This window comes from Pseudomonas sp. NY5710 (genome assembly GCF_013305665.1).
Taxonomy (GTDB): Bacteria; Pseudomonadota; Gammaproteobacteria; order Pseudomonadales; family Pseudomonadaceae; genus Aquipseudomonas; species Aquipseudomonas juntendi.
The window spans coordinates 4,961,923-4,976,696 of record NZ_CP045554.1 but is presented as its reverse complement, the minus strand read 5'-3'; the positions used below and the strand labels follow the sequence as shown (position 1 = coordinate 4,976,696).

The window sequence follows — 14,774 nt, the reverse complement described above, 5'->3', positions numbered from 1 at the left end:
GCCATCATGGGCACACGTTAGCCAAGCAGGTCAGGAGTACTGATGAACTTTCACACCCGCAAGTGGGTTAAACCCGAAGACCTCAACCCCAATGGCACACTGTTCGGTGGCAGCCTGTTGCGCTGGATCGACGAAGAGGCGGCGATCTACGCCATCGTGCAGTTGGGCAACCAGCGCGTGGTGACCAAGTACATGTCGGAAATCAATTTCGTCAGTGCCTCGCGCCAGGGCGACATCATCGAGCTGGGCATCACCGCGACGGAGTTCGGCCGCACCTCGATCACCCTCAAATGCGAGGTACGCAACAAGATCACCCGCAAGAGCATCCTGACCGTCGATAAGATGGTCTTCGTCAATCTGGGTGAAGATGGCTTGCCGGCGGCCCATGGGCGGACCGCGATCAAGTATGTGCAGGACCAGTTCCCGGACTCTGCCGTCGAGTGATCGTATGGGGCTGCGCTGCAGCCCATCGCCGGCAAGCCAGCTCCCACAGGGATCGCATCAGGGTTGCCAGGTGCTCGCCGCTGCATGTCTTGTGACAAACACCTGTCAGCCCAGATGCGATCCCTGTGGGAGCTGGCTTGCCGGCGATGGGCCGCAGAGCGGCCCCGGCATTCTCAAGGCTGGGCGCTGACCTTGCGCACCACCCGCCCGATGCTCAAGCCCTGCACCAGGATCGACGACAGCACCACGATGTAGGTGATCGACAGCAGCAGGTCGCGCTCATCGCCCAAGGGTAGCGACAGCGCCAGGGCCACCGAGACCCCGCCACGCAAGCCCCCCCAGGTCAGTACCCGCACTGTGCCTTTGGGCACCGGCCGCCAGCGTCGCAGTAGCACGATGGCCGGGGCCACGGTCAGCAACCGCGACAGCAGCACCGCCAGCGCCAGAACGCCGCCAGCGGCCAGGTGCATCCAGTTGAACGGCAGCAGCAACAGTTCCAGGCCGATCAGGGCGAACAGCAGCGCATTGAGCATGTCATCGATCAGCTCCCAGAAACCGTCCATGTAGCGGCGGGTCATGTCGTTCATGGCCAGGTTGCGCCCCAGGTTGCCGATGATCAGGCCCGCCACCACCATGGCGATCGGCGCCGACACGTGCAGCTCGTAGCACATCGCCGAGCCGCCGATCACCAGTGCCAGGGTCAGCATGACCTCGACCTGGTACTGCTCCACGCTCTTGATCATGCGGTAGGTGGCGTAGCCGATCAGGCCGCCGAAGAGCACACCGCCAATGGCCTCGCGGGCGAACAGCACCGCCGTGTCGCTGATGCTTGGGGTTTCGCCCAGCTGGATGATGCCCAGCAACACGGTGAACACCACCACGGCGGTACCGTCGTTGAACAACGACTCGCCGACGATGGTGGTCTTCAAGGGTTTTGGCGCATTGGCCGTACGCAACGCGCCAAGCACGGCAATCGGGTCGGTCGGTGAAATCAGTGCACCGAACAGCAGGCAGTAGATCAGCGGAACCTGCCAGCCGAACATGGCAAATACCCAATGCGACAGGTAGCCGATGACCACGGTGGCAATCAGCACGCCCACGGTCGCCAGTAGCCCAATTGGCCAGCGGTAGCTGCGCAGGTCGGTGAGGTTGACGTGCAGGGCGCCGGCAAACAGCAGAAATGCCAGCATCCAGTGCATCAGCAGGTCATTGAAGTCGATCTGGTTCATCAGGCCTTCGACGCGCTCTTCCAGGCCAGGGAAGCCGATCAGGCTGAGGCCTTGCAGCATCAGCGAAAACAGCAGCGCCGTGACCATCACGCCGATGGCGGGCGGCAGGCCGATGAAACGGTAGTTCACATAGGTGAGGAGGGTGGTCAGGCAGATAAACGCGGCAACTAATTCAAGCATCCCGAATCCTGTAACAGTGGCTTCCAAGTCGTAACCCGAATGGCTCGGGCAGTTCTTTGATGACCTGGCGAGGGGTTCGGGACACAGCCTTTGACCGAATTCGTTGGCAACGTTCCCACTCTGGCGCCTTGCGATTGGCCGCACAATGGCCCGCGAACGCTCTATATTCACAGCCACGAAAAGCCATAAGGAAAACAAGACGTGCTGGCAACATCCCTGGTGCTGGTCGCCGCGCTGCTGCACGCGACCTGGAACACCCTGATCAAATTCAGCGGCGAGCGGCTGCTGGTCATTGCCAGCATGGACAGCGTGGCGTTGGCCTTCGCCGTGCTGGCGGTGCCGTTCGCACAACGACCACCGGCCAGCATCTGGCCGTGGTTGCTGGCTTCGGCGCTGGCCGAGCAGCTGTACCGCTACCTGTTGATCCAGGCCTACCGGGTGGGTGACCTGGGCCTGGTCTATCCTCTGATGCGCGGGTTGTCGCCGCTGGTGGTGCTGGGCTTGACCCTGGCGTTTGCCGGAGAGTCGCTGAGCCAGCAGCAGATCATCGGGATCCTGCTGATTCCTTGTGGCATGGCCTGCCTGCTGTGGCAGGGCGGCGGCGGTGACCGGCTGCCCTGGTCGATGCTACCGGTGGTGGCCCTAATCGGCCTGTGCATCGGGTGCTACACCTGGTTCGACGGGCAGGCCGTGCGCTTGTGGGGCAAGCCGTGGGACTACCTGGTGTGGCTGACCCTGCTCAGTGCCTGGCCATTCCCGCTAGTAGCCAGTGTGGCGCGGCGTGCGCCGTTCGTAGCGTTCTGGCGCAGCCAGTGGCGCCTGGGGCTGGCGGTGGGGTTCTGTGTGTTGTTCAGCTACGCGCTGGTGCTGTGGGCCATGCACCTGGGCTCTGTGGCCGAGGCTGCGGCATTGCGGGAATTGAGTGTGGTGCTGGTGGTGTTGCTGGGTATGCGCTACCTCAAAGAACCTTTTGGCGGCCCAAGACTCCTAGCTTGCGGGCTGGTGCTGGCCGGCATGCTGGTAATGAAGCTCTGACCTTAAGACTGAACAAGGAGTCCTGCCTATGACCGTCGCTTTGTGGTGCATCCTGATCGCTCTGTTTCTGCCGCCGCTGTGTGCCTTGATCGCCAAGGTCAGCAGTGGCCGCTTTGGCATGCGGGACAACCATGACCCGCGTGCCTTCCTCGATACGCTGTCCGGGCTGCCACGTCGCGCGCATGCTGCGCAGCAGAACAGCTATGAGGCATTCCCGGCGTTCGCCGCAGCCGTGCTGGTGGCAGACATTGTCGGCAATGCCGAGCAGGTGACCCAGGATGTGCTGGGGGTGATGTACATCACCAGCCGGCTGCTCTACATCATTTGCTACCTGGCCGACTGGGCGGCCTTGCGCTCGCTGGTGTGGCTGGCCGGGCTGGCGATCATCGTGGCGTTCTTCGTGGTTTCCATCTGAAGGCCTGTGCGGGCCCTGTGGCGCGGCTGAAGCCGCCCCCGCACTGCCCGCGCAACGTCAAGGAACCTTGGGCACCTCTGGCAGTGGCTGGCCCTTGGGCCAGAGCATCCAGATCTGCCCTTGCTGCTTCATGTTCCCCGCCAACTCGCCGGCCTCGGGCCCGGTACCCCAGAACAGGTCGGCACGCACTTCGCCAGCAATGGCGCCGCCCGTGTCCTGGGCGCCAACCGGGCGCACCACCGGCGAGCCGTCGGGGCGTGTGGTGGACAACCACAAGAGGCTACCCAAGGGAATCACCTTGCGATCGATGGCCACGCTGTAGCCTGCTGTCAGCGGTACGTTCAGCGACCCGCGCGGCCCCTCGTTGCTGTCCGGGCGGGTGCTGAAGAACACGTAGCTTGGGTTGCTGGCAAGCAGCTCCGCGACACGCTGGGGGTTCGCCTGGGCCCAGGCATGGATGGCGCCCATGCTCACCTCGTCCTTTTTCAGCTGGCCCTGCTCGACCAGCCAGCGACCGATCGGCCGGTAGGGGTGGCCGTTCTGATCGGCATAGCCCAGGCGCAGCTGGCGGCCATCTTCCAGCTGGACCCGGCCTGAGCCCTGGATCTGCAGGAACTGCAGGTCCATCGGGTCGCTCAGCCAGGCCAGCACGGGGGCTTTCACGCCGTCACGGTTGATCACTTCGGCGGTGTCGTAAGGCTTGAGCACTCGGCCATCGAGGCGGCCACGCAAGCGCTTGCCCTTGAGTTCGGGGTACACGCTGGCCAGGTCGACGACGATCATGTCCTCGGGCACGCCGTAAACCGCCACATGGTTGGTTTTCGATGGGCTCAGGCTGCCGGGGTAGACCGGTTCGTAGTAGCCGGTGATCAGGCCGTTGGCGTTGTTCTCGGCCGAGCGCAGGCCGTAGACCTCCAGGTTCTGCTCCAGGAAGGTGCGCACCTGCGCGGCACTGGCCTGGGCGCTACCCGCCGCTTCGCAGGTCGCGGCCCAGACCGGGTCGCGCTTGAGTTTTTCGCAACCGCTGCGCCAGGCGTAGAACCCGGCCAGCAAGTCTTCGTCACTGACTGCGGGCAGGTCTCTCCAGGTGGCGGGGGCGTAGGTGGCTACCGCATGCGGCTCGGGTTTGGCGCTCTCGCCGCCATTGCAGCCAGCCAGCAGGGCCAGTACCGGGAATGTCCAGGCCAGGTGGCGCAGGGCAGATTTCATGTGTGCATTCCTGTGGTGGGCGAACATGAAGATTCGCCCCTGTTTTTTATGTGGCTATTGGTGTTTGGCTGCGGGGCAGCGATACTGGCCGCCCCTTTTCGCAGGCCGAAGTGAGCGTCATGTTGAAGCGATTGACCATTGTAGTGCTGGCAGCAATGGCCCTGGGTGCAGCCTTGAGTGGTTGCGAGCGGGTTGACCCCAACTCGCCGCTGGGCAAGCGCAAGGTCATTTTCAAGGACATGCTCAAGACCAGCGAAGACCTGGGCGGCATGTTGCGTGGCCGGCTGCCGTTCGACGGGGTGAAGTTTGCCGGCGGTGCGCTGCAACTGGACACCCTTTCGCACCAGCCGTGGCAGCATTTCCCGCAGGTACGCGATGGCGGTGACAGCAGTGCCCGTGCCGAAGTGTGGGAGCGCCAGGCGCGGTTCCATGAGCTGGCCAGGCAATTGGAAGGCGCGACCGGCGAACTGGTCGATGTGACCCGCACGCAGCCGCTGGACCCTGCGCAGCTGAAAGCGCCGATGGACAAGGCCGAGGCGGCCTGCAAAGCCTGCCATAGCGAGTTCCGCAATCATTGATGGCTGTGCTGTTCGCACAAACCTGAGGCTTGCACATGCTTCTGTGGGAGCGGCCTTGTGTCGCGATAGGGCCGCACAGCGGCCCCAGGGTTTCAGCCGTAACGCATAGATTGCTGGGGCCTTGTGCGGCCCTGTCGCGACGCAAGGCCGCTCCCACAAAGACCGCGCTTGCAAGTCAAATGCCTTAGCGATCGAGATCGTCTACTGCTTCCTGCAGCTCTTTGCGCGACTCGGCGAGTTTGTCCTTGCGCTTGTTGATCTTCTCGGCGTCGCCCTTTTTCTCGGCCTTCTTCAGGTCTTTTTCGCGCTGCGCCACTTCATGACGGGCGTCGAGCACTTTTTGCTCGCGTTCCTTGCGCAGGCTGGCGTCGGTGCAGTTGTCGACCCCGCGCAGCGCTGCTTCCAAGCCTGCGACCTGGTCACTGTTGCCGTGGTCACGGGCAATCTTCAGCTGGTTCTCGATGGCGCTGCGCTTGGCGGCGCAGCCAGTCAGGCCGGCATCCGGCTGGGCAGCCTGGGCGGCGCCTGCAGCCAGCGCAACGGTCGCGAGCAGGAAAAGGGTCGAAATACGTTTCATGAAAAGCCTCCTGGACGGGGCGGGGCAGCAAAAAATTTAGGGTGAAATCCTGCCTTGGTTTTGCCCTTTTAGGAACCCTTGCCGGGTATTTCCGCTTGAATCTCAGGAATTTCCTACAGGTTAATTGGTAAAAAATCATTGCCTAGGGCGCGCAAAGCCTTCGATACCGTGCTCGCCCAGCTGTGTTGCCAGGGCTTGAACGTCGGCGGCTGCAAAAAAATCCACCAGTTGACGTGCGCGCTTTTCGCCAATGCCGGGTAATGCCTGCCAGGTGTCAGCCGTGCGGGCCGCCAGCGCTTGCCAGTCGCCGGTAAGCTGCATGCCATTGGGTAGGGGAGCGCCCAGCCCCCGCAGCCACTGGTCAAACGACCGGGTGCGGGCATCGTCGAAACTGCTGCGCAACTGAGCTGCCGTTCGCTCACTGATTCCTGCAACCTGGCTCAGCTGTGTGGCATCCAGTTGCAGCCAGTCAGTGAGCGAGGTTGCCAGCCCGGCTGCGACCAGCCGGCGCCAGGTACCCGGCCCGATACGCGGCAGGGCCAGGCCCTGCTTGCCGCTCAGCCACGCCAGGCGGGCAATGAACTGTTCTTCACAGCCCACGCTGGCCTGCCAGCAACTGTGGGCGTGATACTGGCCGGCTGCCGGTGCCGATACCGGCACGCGCTCGACAGCGCGGTGTACCACCTGCTCCAGGCGCGGAATGGTCAGCCCGGCCAAGCTCACCGCCACCTGGTCCCCCGGGCGAATGTCCAGGCTGTGCCAGCGCGCCAGCGAACCCATGCTCACTTGCGTGACCCGTCGGTTGTCGAGTGTTACTGGCAGCAGGTGCAGCACGGGCGTGACCCGCCCGGTACGACCGACCCGAAAACGCACGTCGCGAACCTCGGCCAATGCTTGCATGTACGGGTATTTCCAGGCGGCGATCCAGTACGGTGCCTTGGTCTGCCACCGTTCAGCGGGTGGCCGGCTACCCTGGCGCAGCACCACACCATCGCTGGCGAAGGGCAGGGCAGCGTGGTACCAGTGTTCACGCCAATGGGCCGCCTCATCCAGCGTATTGATGGCAACGCTGTAGCGCTGGCTGTCGGCAAAGCCCAGCTGTGCCAGCTGCGCGAGGCGTTCGGCCTGTTGCTCGGGGCCTTGCGGCCAGTCCCAGACGAACAGCCCCACAGCCTTGCCTTGTTCGCTGCTCAGGCGCTTGCGGGCGAGCAAACCGGCCACGGTGCCGCGCGCCTTGGCGCCGCCCGCCTGGGCCTGAACATGCGCGTTCAGGCGCAGGTACAGCTCACCCTGCAACTGCAGGTCAATGGCCTGTGGCAACTGGCGGGTGATGCTACCCAGCTGGGGGATGTGCCGGCTCCAGTCGTGCCCTTGGGCGCCGTCGCCCCGGCTGATCAGCTGCACCAGGCGGCCCTGTCGGTAAATGAGCGACACCGCCACGCCATCGACCTTGGGCTGGACCCAGACATCGGCCTTGCCGGCCAGCCAGCGCTGCACGGCGTGGCGGTCGGGCAGCTTGTCGACGCCCGTGTGGGGGATGGGGTGGGGTACCGGGCCGCCAGCGTTGGCCAGGGGCGCAGGGCCGCCGGCCAGGCCGAAGCACTGCTGCAACTGCGCGAGGCGTTGGCGGCTCTGGTCGTAAAGCTCATCAGGTACCAAGGCAATGCCTTGGCGATGGTAGTGGTCGTCCCAACTGCCAACGGTTTCTCGCAGTTGAGCAACCTCGCTGGCGACTTGCTGGGGGTTCCAGCCGGGGCAAGAGCTGGCGTGCGCCAGTGGCGCGGCAAGCACCCCCAGCAGGGTGATGAACAACATGAGCGGCATGGCCTGCATCCTTGCATGGCGGGTTGGCCCCTCAGCGTAGGCAAGCTGGCGGGCATTGCCGGTAAGCGATTGTGAGTCGATATGTCATGAAAAAGCCCCTGCCGATCGCTCGGCAGGGGCTTTCGTCCAGCGCTACAGGAAAACTTACAGGCCAGCAGCGTCACGCAGCGACTGGGCGCGGTCGGTACGCTCCCAGGTGAAGGTGGTGAAGGTGTCGTCGCCGACAGTCTTCTGCTGTGGGGTACGGCCGAAGTGGCCGTAGGCAGCGGTTTCCTGGTACATCGGGTGCAGCAGGTCCAGCATGGTGGTGATGGCGTACGGGCGCAGGTCGAAGCACTCGCGCACCAGCTGGATGATCTTCTCGTCGGAGACCTTGCCGGTACCGAAGGTGTTGATCGAAATGGAGGTCGGTTGGGCCACGCCAATGGCGTACGATACCTGGATCTCGCAACGCTCGGCCAGGCCGGCGGCGACGATGTTCTTGGCCACGTAGCGGCCGGCGTAGGCGGCGGAGCGGTCGACCTTGGACGGGTCCTTGCCGGAGAACGCACCACCACCGTGACGCGCCATGCCGCCGTAGGAGTCGACGATGATCTTGCGGCCGGTCAGGCCGCAGTCGCCCACCGGGCCACCGATGATGAAGTTGCCGGTCGGGTTGATGTGGTACTGGGTACCTTTGTGCAGCAGTTCGGCAGGCAGGGTGTGCTTGACGATCAGCTCCATCACCGCTTCTTGCAGGTCTTTCTGCGAAACCTCAGGGTTGTGCTGGGTCGACAGGACCACTGCGTCGATGCCTGCGACCTTGCCGTTTTCATAGCGGCAGGTGACCTGCGACTTGGCATCCGGGCGCAGCCATGGCAGCAGGCCGGACTTGCGTGCTTCGGCCTGGCGCTCGACCAGGCGGTGCGAGAAGCAGATAGGCGCTGGCATAAGCACTTCGGTTTCGTTGCTGGCATAACCGAACATCAGGCCCTGGTCGCCGGCACCCTGGTCTTCCGGCTTGGAGCGGTCGACGCCCTGGGCGATGTCTACCGACTGCTTGCCGATGATGTTCATCACGGCGCAGGTCGCGCCGTCAAAGCCGACGTCGGAGCTGTTGTAGCCGATATCGATGATGACTTTGCGCACCAGGTCTTCCAGGTCGACCCAGGCCGAGGTGGTGACCTCGCCGGCGATGATGGCGACACCGGTCTTGACCAGTGTTTCACACGCTACGCGGGCGTATTTGTCCTGGGCGATGATGGCATCGAGGACTGCGTCCGAAATCTGGTCGGCGATCTTGTCCGGATGCCCTTCGGACACGGACTCGGAGGTGAAAAGGGAGTATTCGCTCATCTCGAAGGTTCCTGAAATTTACCGATGGTGTATGTCGCCAGCCGTGCGCTGGAAGTGCCGGACCTGGATCTGGAAGCCGTTGCGCAAGCCCACGTACAGGCTGTCCGCATGGGCCAGCCCGGCCGCGTTGGCCCAGCGGGCCAGGTCATCCTGTTCAAAGCCAAGCCACAGATCGCCGCAGGCTTCGCGGGCCCACCCCTGGTCATGGCTGCACAACTCGGTGACCAGCAGGCTGCCGCCTGCCTTCACCCGTTTGGCCAACTGGCGCAAGGCCAGGGCCGGGTCGCTGAAATGGTGCAGCACCATGTTCAGCACAACGCAGTCGGCGGCCACATCCGTGGCACCCAGTGCATCGGCCAACTGCAGGGTCACATTGTCGAGCCCCTCGCGCTGGCACACCTGGCGTGCCAGTTCGAGCATGGTCGCGCTGTTGTCCAGCGCAGTGACGTGGGCAAAGCGCCGGGCCAGGTCGGGCAGAAAACCACCGTCGCCGGGGCCGACTTCCAGGGCACTGGCCGCCGGGTCGAAATGCAGCTTGTCGAGCAGCGCCAGCAGGCTCTCGCGGTACTGCGGCAGGCCGGCGATCAGGTCTTGCTGGGCGCGGAACTTCTCTTCCACGCGCAGGAAGAAGTCCTGGCTGGTGACCGCGCGGCGTTGCTGGACCTGCGCGATGCGCGCCTGCACATCGGCCGGCAGGGCCAGGGCGTCCACCTCTTCCAGCAGCGCCGCGTGCAGCCGGCCACCCAGTCGCAGGCTATCGGGCAGGGCGCGGCGGTAGAAGATGGCATTGCCTTCACGGCGGGTAGCGACCAGCTCTGCCTGGGCCAGCACCTTGAGGTGGTGGCTCATGCCCGACTGCCCGATGCCGAAGATCTGGGCCAGCTCCAGTACGCCGAACGAGTCGTTGGCCAGGGCTCGCAGCACGTTCAGGCGCAAGGCGTCGCCACTGGCCTTGCACAGGGCGGCCAACGTTTCGCATTGCTCGGGGATCGATTGCACACGGAGGTTCATGGGCGGGCAGTCTAGTCAGGCATTGGTGCCCTAGCAAGGCCAATATCAAAAAGTTTTGATATTGACGATGAGTTGCAGCCTTCAAACTGCACGCGACAGGCTCCAGAGCAGTCCAGCTCGGCCCGTGCTTCTTTCTTGTAGCTTAAAGCTGGCCGCTTGGCGCTTAAATGTTTGCCCCAAGCCCCCCAGTGGGCGAAAATGGTCGTCTTTTTCGTGACACCACCTCTACAAGCCCCCCAGGAGACCAGCGATGCCCAGCCGTCGTGAACGTGCCAACGCCATTCGCGCCCTCAGCATGGATGCCGTGCAAAAGGCTAATAGCGGCCACCCAGGTGCCCCCATGGGCATGGCGGATATCGCCGAAGTACTGTGGCGTGACTACCTGAAACACAACCCGAGCAACCCGCACTTCGCCGACCGCGACCGCTTCGTGCTGTCCAACGGCCACGGCTCGATGCTGATCTACTCGCTGCTGCACCTGACCGGCTACGACCTGTCGATCGACGACCTCAAGGCCTTCCGTCAATTGCACAGCCGCACCCCGGGCCACCCGGAATACGGCTACACCCCGGGCGTGGAGACCACCACCGGCCCGCTCGGCCAGGGTATCGCGAACGCCGTGGGCTTCGCCCTGGCAGAAAAAGTGCTGGCTGCCCAGTTCAACCGTGACGGCCACACCATCGTCGACCACAACACTTATGTGTTCCTGGGCGATGGCTGCATGATGGAAGGCATCTCCCATGAAGTCGCCTCGCTGGCCGGCACCCTGGGCCTGAACAAGCTGGTCGCCTTCTACGACGACAACGGCATCTCCATCGACGGCGAAGTGCACGGCTGGTTCACCGACAACACCCCTGCGCGCTTCGAAGCCTACAACTGGCAGGTGATCCGCAACGTCGACGGCCATGACGCCGACGAGATCAAGACCGCCATCGAAACCGCCCGCAAGAGCGATCGCCCGACCCTGATCTGCTGCAAGACCACCATCGGTTTCGGTTCGCCGAACAAACAGGGCAAGGAAGACTGCCACGGCGCACCGCTGGGCAACGACGAAATCGCCCTGACCCGCCAGGCCCTGAACTGGAACTACGGCCCGTTCGAAATCCCGGCCGACATCTATGCCGAGTGGGATGCCAAGGCTGCCGGTGCCCAGGTCGAAGCCGAGTGGAACCAGCGCTTCGACGCCTACGCCAAGGCTTACCCGGAGCTGGCTGCCGAGTTCAAGCGCCGTACCCGCGGCGAACTGCCGGCCGACTTCAGTGCCAAGGCCCAGGCCTACATCGAAGAAGTGGCTGCCAAGGGTGAAACCATCGCCAGCCGCAAGGCCAGCCAGAACGCTCTGAACGCCTTCGGCCCGTTGCTGCCCGAGTTCCTCGGTGGTTCGGCCGACCTGGCCGGTTCCAACCTGACCCTGTGGAAGGGCTGCAAGGGCGTCGAAGCCAATGACGCCAGCGGCAACTACGTGTTCTACGGCGTACGCGAGTTCGGCATGACCGCCATCATGAACGGTGTTGCCCTGCACGGCGGCCTGGTGCCTTACGGCGCGACCTTCCTGATGTTCATGGAATACGCCCGCAACGCCGTGCGCATGTCGGCGCTGATGAAGCAGCGCGTGATCCATGTGTATACCCACGACTCCATCGGCCTGGGCGAAGACGGCCCTACCCACCAGCCGATCGAGCAGCTGACCAGCCTGCGCAGCACGCCGAACCTGGACACCTGGCGCCCGGCTGACGCCGTTGAATCCGCCGTGTCCTGGAAAAACGCCCTGGAGCGCAAGGACGGCCCTTCGGCGCTGATCTTCTCGCGCCAGAACCTGCAGCACCAGGCGCGCAGCGCGCAGCAGATCGCCGACATCAGCCGTGGCGGCTATGTGCTCAAGGACTGTGCAGGCGAGCCTGAGCTGATCCTGATCGCCACCGGTTCGGAAGTGGGCCTGGCGGTTCAGGCCTTCGACAAGCTGACCGAGCAGGGCCGCAAGGTACGCGTGGTTTCCATGCCGTGCACCAGCGTGTTCGATGCCCAGGATGCTGCCTACAAGCAGTCCGTACTGCCGCTGGAAGTGGGCGCGCGCATCGCCATCGAAGCCGCCCACGCCGACTTCTGGTACAAGTACGTCGGCCTGGAAGGCCGCGTGATCGGCATGACCACCTACGGTGAGTCGGCGCCGGCTTCGGCCCTGTTCGAGGAGTTCGGCTTCACCCTGGAGAACATCCTCGGTACTGCCGAAGAGCTGCTGGAAGACTGATGTAACCCGGGAGGGCAGTGACGCCCTTCAGGTCGTGCAAGGGGAGGGCTTTGCCCTCCATCGCGACACAAGGCCGCTCTCACAGGGTACAGCGCATGCCGCACCCTGTGGGAGCGGCCTTGCGTCGCGATGGGCCGCCACGCGGCCCCAACAGCCATCATGCGTTAGCGAGCCAACGAATGCCCCACCTGCGTCCCTACAAAGTTGCACTCAACGGTTATGGCCGTATCGGCCGCTGTGTCCTGCGCGCGCTGTTCGAGCGGGGGGCGAAGGCCGGTTTCGAGATCGTCGCGCTGAATGACCTGGCCGACCAGGCCAGCCTGGAGTACCTGACTCGCTTCGACTCCACCCACGGCCGCTTTCCTGGCCAGGTGAAGGTCGACGGCGACTGTCTGCATATCAATGGCGACTGCGTGAAAGTCATGCGCAGCGCCACCCCCGAAGGCATCGATTGGGCTGCCCTGGGTATCGACCTGGTGCTGGAGTGCTCCGGTGCCTACAACACCCGCGCCGACGGCCAGCGCTTCCTCGATGCCGGTGCCCCGCGCGTGCTGTTCTCCCAGCCCATGGCCAGCGAGGCCGACGTCGATGCCACCGTGGTCTATGGCATCAACCAGGCTTGCCTGACCGGCCAGGAGCGGCTGGTTTCCAATGCCTCCTGTACCACCAACTGCGGCGTGCCCCTGTTGCGTGTACTGGACCAGGCGTTTGGCATCGAGTACGTGCAGATCACCACCATCCACTCGGCGATGAACGACCAGCCAGTGATCGACGCCTATCACCACGAAGACTTGCGCCGCACCCGTTCGGCCTTCCAGTCGGTGATTCCGGTGTCCACTGGTCTGGCGCGCGGTATCGAGCGCCTGCTTCCGGAACTTGCCGGGCGAATCCAGGCCAAAGCGGTACGCGTGCCGACCGTCAACGTGTCTTGCCTGGACATCACCCTGCAGACCGCCCGCGACACCAGTGCCGCCGAGGTCAACCGGGTGTTGCGCGAGGCCGCGCTGGACGGCCCGCTGAAAGGCTTGCTGGCCTACACCGAGTTGCCGCATGCCAGCTGTGATTTCAACCATGACCCGCATTCGGCGATCGTCGATGCCAGCCAGACTCGTGTTTCCGGGCCCCGCCTGGTCAACTTGCTGGCCTGGTTCGACAACGAATGGGGGTTCGCCAACCGTATGCTCGACGTTGCCGAACACTATCTGCACGTCGTTCACCCAACCCGCAATAAACAGCCCTGAAGGACTGCATTCATGACCGTGTTGAAGATGACCGACCTCGACCTGCAAGGTAAGCGCGTATTGATCCGCGAAGACCTCAACGTGCCTGTGAAGGACGGTGTGGTAACCAGCGACGCGCGCATCCTGGCAGCGCTGCCGACCATCAAGCTGGCTCTGGAGAAGGGCGCGGCGGTAATGGTCTGCTCGCACCTGGGCCGCCCGACCGAAGGGGAGTTCTCTGCCGAAAACAGCCTCAAGCCGGTTGCCGAGTACCTGAGCAAGGCCCTGGGCCGCGAGGTGCCGCTGGTTGCCGACTACCTGGGCGGCGTGGCGGTGCAGGCCGGTGAGCTGGTGCTGTTCGAGAACGTGCGCTTCAACAAGGGCGAGAAAAAGAACGCCGACGAGCTGGCCCAGCAGTACGCTGCGCTGTGCGACGTGTTTGTCATGGACGCGTTCGGCACCGCGCACCGCGCCGAGGGCTCGACCCACGGTGTGGCCAAGTTCGCCAAGGTTGCAGCTGCAGGCCCCCTGCTGGCTGCCGAGCTGGATGCCCTGGGCAAAGCCCTGAAAGCGCCGGCCAAGCCAATGGCGGCCATCGTCGCCGGCTCCAAGGTTTCCACCAAGCTGGACGTGCTGAACAGCCTGAGCGCGGTCTGCGACCAACTGATCGTCGGTGGTGGCATTGCCAATACCTTCCTGGCCGCTGCCGGCCACCCTGTCGGCAAGTCGCTGTACGAGCCGGACCTGGTCGACACGGCCAAGGCCATCGCTGCCAAGGTCAGTGTGCCGCTGCCGGTTGACGTGGTGGTCGCCAAGGCGTTCGCCGAAGATGCCGAAGCCACCGTCAAGGCCATCGCCGATGTTGCCGCCGACGACATGATCCTGGACATCGGCCCGCAAACCGCAGCCCAGTTCGCCGAGCTGCTGAAGTCGTCGAAGACCATCCTGTGGAACGGCCCGGTCGGCGTGTTCGAATTCGACCAGTTCGGCAAGGGTACCCAGGTGCTGGCCAAGGCCATCGCCGACAGCGCCGCGTTCTCCATCGCCGGTGGCGGTGACACCCTGGCGGCCATCGACAAATATGGCGTTAGCAAGGAAATCTCCTACATTTCTACCGGTGGCGGCGCGTTCCTCGAGTTCGTCGAGGGCAAGGTCCTGCCAGCCGTGGCAATTCTGGAAGAGCGGGCCAAGGCCTGATGACTTCGGCGCCTGGCAAAGGGAGCGGCCTGATGGTCAAGCAATTGCCTGTGATGGTGCTGGCGGGTCTGCTGAGCGCGTGCTCAGGCAGCCCGGCTTCGCCTGACGACCCGGCGCAGCCGCCCAAGGGCGGCTGCTACCAGTCCGAGTGGCAGGCCGAGACCGTGCCGGTGATCAGCAAGCGTGTGGGCCCGGAAGGCCTGGAAAAGTACGACGAAGACCACCAGCGCAAGGCGCCGGGTTGCCCTTGATCGGGTAACAGGCAACCTGAA

At 64.1% G+C, this 14,774-nt stretch carries 14 protein-coding genes; 8 read left to right on the top strand and 6 right to left on the bottom strand.

Annotated features, from left to right (window positions below):
- Nucleotides 1–42: 42 nt before the first annotated feature.
- Entirely contained in the window at nt 43–444 is a 402-nt protein-coding gene (locus GEV39_RS22945) for an acyl-CoA thioesterase (RefSeq protein WP_009682837.1), read from the top strand.
- A gap of 173 nt (nt 445–617) precedes the next feature.
- On the opposite strand, the gene GEV39_RS22940 is transcribed toward GEV39_RS22945, so the two are convergent.
- Nucleotides 618–1,853, bottom strand: a complete 1,236-nt coding sequence (locus tag GEV39_RS22940) for a cation:proton antiporter (protein ID WP_029886258.1) — start codon at nt 1,851–1,853, stop codon at nt 618–620.
- A 201-nt stretch (nt 1,854–2,054) separates the two neighbouring features.
- Here GEV39_RS22940 and GEV39_RS22935 point away from each other — a divergent pair, with 201 nt between their 5' ends.
- Both GEV39_RS22935 and GEV39_RS22930 read left to right on the top strand, forming a co-directional pair.
- Complete coding sequence (locus GEV39_RS22935) at nt 2,055–2,888, top strand: EamA family transporter (RefSeq protein ID WP_173891327.1); 834 nt, start codon at nt 2,055–2,057, stop codon at nt 2,886–2,888.
- A 28-nt stretch (nt 2,889–2,916) separates the two neighbouring features.
- The gene (locus GEV39_RS22930) at nt 2,917–3,303 is read left to right on the top strand and encodes an MAPEG family protein (protein ID WP_009681388.1); all 387 of its coding nucleotides are present in this window, start codon (nt 2,917–2,919) and stop codon (nt 3,301–3,303) included.
- Nucleotides 3,304–3,360: 57 nt separating this feature from the next.
- Here GEV39_RS22930 and mltA read toward each other — a convergent pair whose 3' ends face one another.
- A complete protein-coding gene (gene mltA / locus GEV39_RS22925) occupies nt 3,361–4,512 on the bottom strand; it encodes a murein transglycosylase A (protein ID WP_173891326.1) in 1,152 nt (383 codons plus the stop codon).
- A 119-nt stretch (nt 4,513–4,631) separates the two neighbouring features.
- On the opposite strand from mltA, the gene GEV39_RS22920 reads away from it, so the two are divergent.
- Entirely contained in the window at nt 4,632–5,090 is a 459-nt protein-coding gene (locus GEV39_RS22920) for a c-type cytochrome (protein WP_173891325.1), read from the top strand.
- 184 nt (nt 5,091–5,274) lie between these two features.
- Here the strand turns inward: GEV39_RS22920 and GEV39_RS22915 are convergent, their stop codons facing one another.
- The 4 genes from GEV39_RS22915 to GEV39_RS22900 form a co-directional block, all read right to left on the bottom strand.
- Nucleotides 5,275–5,667, bottom strand: a complete 393-nt coding sequence (locus GEV39_RS22915; RefSeq protein WP_173891324.1) for a DUF1090 domain-containing protein — start codon at nt 5,665–5,667, stop codon at nt 5,275–5,277.
- Between the two features lie 135 nt (nt 5,668–5,802).
- Nucleotides 5,803–7,491: an NAD-dependent DNA ligase LigB gene (gene ligB, locus GEV39_RS22910; protein WP_173891323.1), complete on the bottom strand. Its 1,689-nt coding sequence runs from the start codon at nt 7,489–7,491 to the stop codon at nt 5,803–5,805.
- Nucleotides 7,492–7,635: 144 nt separating this feature from the next.
- Complete coding sequence (metK, locus tag GEV39_RS22905; protein ID WP_054904964.1) at nt 7,636–8,826, bottom strand: methionine adenosyltransferase; 1,191 nt, start codon at nt 8,824–8,826, stop codon at nt 7,636–7,638.
- Between the two features lie 18 nt (nt 8,827–8,844).
- A complete protein-coding gene (locus GEV39_RS22900; RefSeq protein ID WP_009681380.1) occupies nt 8,845–9,837 on the bottom strand; it encodes an ArsR/SmtB family transcription factor in 993 nt (330 codons plus the stop codon).
- A 250-nt stretch (nt 9,838–10,087) separates the two neighbouring features.
- Between GEV39_RS22900 and tkt the strand changes: the two genes are divergently transcribed.
- The 4 genes from tkt (at nt 10,088) to GEV39_RS22880 (ending at nt 14,753) form a co-directional block, all read left to right on the top strand.
- Complete coding sequence (tkt, locus tag GEV39_RS22895) at nt 10,088–12,085, top strand: transketolase (protein WP_029886254.1); 1,998 nt, start codon at nt 10,088–10,090, stop codon at nt 12,083–12,085.
- A gap of 179 nt (nt 12,086–12,264) precedes the next feature.
- Nucleotides 12,265–13,326: an erythrose-4-phosphate dehydrogenase gene (epd, locus tag GEV39_RS22890; RefSeq protein ID WP_173891322.1), complete on the top strand. Its 1,062-nt coding sequence runs from the start codon at nt 12,265–12,267 to the stop codon at nt 13,324–13,326.
- A 12-nt stretch (nt 13,327–13,338) separates the two neighbouring features.
- A complete protein-coding gene (locus tag GEV39_RS22885) occupies nt 13,339–14,502 on the top strand; it encodes a phosphoglycerate kinase (RefSeq protein WP_173891321.1) in 1,164 nt (387 codons plus the stop codon).
- Nucleotides 14,502–14,753, top strand: coding sequence for a hypothetical protein (locus GEV39_RS22880; protein ID WP_029886252.1), 252 nt, complete (start codon nt 14,502–14,504; stop codon nt 14,751–14,753). The genes GEV39_RS22885 and GEV39_RS22880 overlap by 1 nt, the downstream gene beginning before the upstream one ends.
- The last annotated feature ends 21 nt before the right edge of the window (nt 14,754–14,774 follow it).